Genomic DNA, 2,563 nt, shown 5'->3' with positions numbered 1-2,563 from the left:
GCGTATCAACTGCGCTAAGAGGCATCCTAGTACGGGGCCATCCCGGCATACATATTCGTCACTACGGTTTTAAGCAGCAAGCCCATATCACTGCCAACAAGGGCAGGATGCTGAGCGTATCGAACTGACTTAGTGTTGAAAAGACAGAAGTAGTCCCAATGGCGACAAAAATCGCTTGAGGTGAGTAGGGGCGCTTTGACTCGTTCCACCCGGATTCACTTCTGGGTGCCAGTCCAAAAGAAAAGCGTAGCGATGCGGCTTCAGTCCATCGCGTAGTATCCCTTGGGAATCCCCTACTCTTGAGAGAGGGGAACAGTTAATGTCACCAAATAGGCCCCAGAAAGTTCGCCATAAGAATGTTCGCCGGCGGCGTTGGGCCATCGCGATCGCCCGCCGATGGATCGTTTTCGTTTGGATTTTAATATTGGCAAACTTTCATGACTTCTAATCCGCAAAGCCGGGATTCTGTAAATTCTTCCCATCCTGCTACATCTCCCACCGATAGCAGCCAACCCAGCAAACCCCTGGCGATGGTAGAAACAGCGTTTCTCGCCAGTACGGCTAGTTTGATTTGGCTGATTAACTACTATTTTCCCCCAGGTCCGCTGTTGCGCATCTTTTTTCCCACCCCCATTGCCCTGGTTTATTTGCGTTGGGGGGCCAGGGCAGCTTGGATGGCAGCGTTTGTCTCCGGTTTGCTACTTTCAGTGTTAATGGGACCGCCCCGCAGTATTTTATTTTTTATTCCCTACGGTCTGATGGGCATTTTGCTGGGATATTGCTGGCGGCGGCGGCTTTCCTGGTGGGTTTCTATTGGGTTGGGCACCACGATCGGTACCCTGGGGGTCTTTTTCCGCATTGCTGTAGTTTCCCTGCTGTTAGGGGAAGATTTGTGGATTTACTTAATTAACCAAATTACGAATTTCTTAAATTGGATTTTAGATCGATTGGGCTGGTTGCTGCAGCCGAGTACAACCCTCATTGAAGCGTTGGCGGTGGTAACGGTTGTGGTTAATAGTATTGTCTATTTGTTTGTGGTTCACTTAGCAGCTTTATTTTTGCTCAATCGCTTGGGAAATCCCATTTCTGCCCCGCCAGTTTGGGTACAAATTTTGTTGGATTACGACACCGAAGATGATTCGGCAGAGACTTCTTCATCAGAAGAGGTTACGGAAGATTTTTGAGGTTCCGGCAAAGGATGGGTGCAAAAAGCATATTCTTCAACAATGCGATCGCCGAGGAGATGTTCTTGGATAATGCGTTCGATGACTTCGGGAGTTGCTGCCCGATACCATACCCCATCGGGATAAACCACCATAATCGGTCCGTCGGTACACACGCGCAAGCAGTTGGCTTTGGTACGGAAAATACAGGGACTTTCTTCGCTTGTAGGTTGGTCTAGCTGCAGTTCTTGCAGGCGTTTTTTTAGGTATTTCCAAGCTTGCAATCCCGTTGCGTAGGAACAGCAGTTGGGTTGGCTTTGGTCGGCACACAGAAACACGTGTCGCTGGATTTGCGATAGACCCAACTTGCGCACGCACGCTGATAACGAGGGACCTTCACATTTTGGTTCCTGCGGTTGTGAGGTGGGGGAGGGTTGCTCGCGATCGCTCATGGATACTTCTCCAACTGCCAGGTCAATCCACAAATTATTGCTGTTTAAAATAGCACAAATCCCAACCGGAAAAGAACCCCAGCCAAACCAGGGAAAAACTACGGCTGGGCGAGTTCGGGAAACCGTACTGTCAAAAAAGTTGCTATTCTCTTCAACCTCAGCTACATTAGCACTCAGAGGAAGGGAGTGCTAATTTCCCAGCTCAAGTCCCCAAACCATAGGATTTCAAGCTGTTTTTGCCAGGGAACTTAGCACTCTCCAGGCACATCTCACGCAAGCAAAACAGGAGAGCAAGGAATGGCTGCAGTTTCTCTAAGTGTATCTAGCGTTCAACCCTTGGGCGATCGCGTCTTTATCAAAGTAAGCCAATCAGAAGAAAAAACCGCCGGAGGTATTTTACTACCCGACACCGCCAAAGAAAAACCACAAATCGGCGAAGTAGCCGCTGTTGGTTCCGGCAAACGCAACGACGACGGTAGCCGGCAGCCCATGGAAGTGAAAGTAGGCGATAAAATTCTCTACTCCAAATACGCAGGCACCGAAGTCAAACTGGGCGACGAAGACTACGTATTGCTCGCCGAAAGAGATATTTTAGCGGTTGTTTCCTAATTGCCCCTACCCAACAGCAAGGTTTTTCCATCTCCCAGCCGCATACAACCGAGCGGGCTATAAAATTTCACCCCTACATCCTTACGGAGGAACGCTTCGATGGCCAAACAAATCATTTATAACGAAGATGCTCGCCGCGCCCTAGAACGGGGCATGGACTTGCTAGCCGAATCCGTCGCCGTCACCTTGGGTCCAAAAGGACGCAACGTGGTGCTGGAAAAAAAATTCGGTGCCCCGCAAATCGTCAACGACGGCGTCACCATCGCCAAAGAAATCGAACTGGAAGACCACATTGAAAACACCGGCGTCTCCCTGATTCGCCAAGCCGCTTCCAAAACC

General features: G+C 49.8%; 4 protein-coding genes. 3 read left to right on the top strand and 1 reads right to left on the bottom strand.

Annotated elements, in window-relative coordinates:
• The first annotated feature begins 437 nt into the window (after window positions 1-437).
• On the top strand, window positions 438-1,184 hold the full coding sequence (locus tag AS151_RS16065; protein WP_211517625.1) for a DUF2232 domain-containing protein: 747 nt from the start codon (window positions 438-440) through the stop codon (window positions 1,182-1,184).
• Here the strand turns inward: AS151_RS16065 and AS151_RS16060 are convergent.
• A complete protein-coding gene (locus tag AS151_RS16060; RefSeq protein WP_071518083.1) occupies window positions 1,121-1,615 on the bottom strand; it encodes a ferredoxin in 495 nt (164 codons plus the stop codon). The two genes, AS151_RS16065 and AS151_RS16060, sit on opposite strands and share 64 nt — an antisense overlap.
• 297 nt (window positions 1,616-1,912) lie before the next feature.
• Between AS151_RS16060 and groES the strand changes: the two genes are divergently transcribed.
• Window positions 1,913-2,224 carry a co-chaperone GroES gene (gene groES / locus AS151_RS16055; RefSeq protein ID WP_071518082.1) on the top strand — a complete coding sequence of 104 codons (312 nt, stop codon included), beginning with the start codon at window positions 1,913-1,915 and terminating at the stop codon, window positions 2,222-2,224.
• 99 nt (window positions 2,225-2,323) lie between these two features.
• Window positions 2,324-2,563: TCP-1/cpn60 chaperonin family protein (locus AS151_RS16050; RefSeq protein WP_275527998.1), on the top strand; the 240-nt coding region annotated here is incomplete at its 3' end.

This window comes from Geitlerinema sp. PCC 9228 (assembly GCF_001870905.1).
Lineage (GTDB): Bacteria > Cyanobacteriota > Cyanobacteriia > Cyanobacteriales > PCC-9228 > PCC-9228.
The sequence above is the reverse complement of the archived record's forward strand: the minus strand, read 5'-3'. Positions and strand labels throughout refer to the sequence as shown.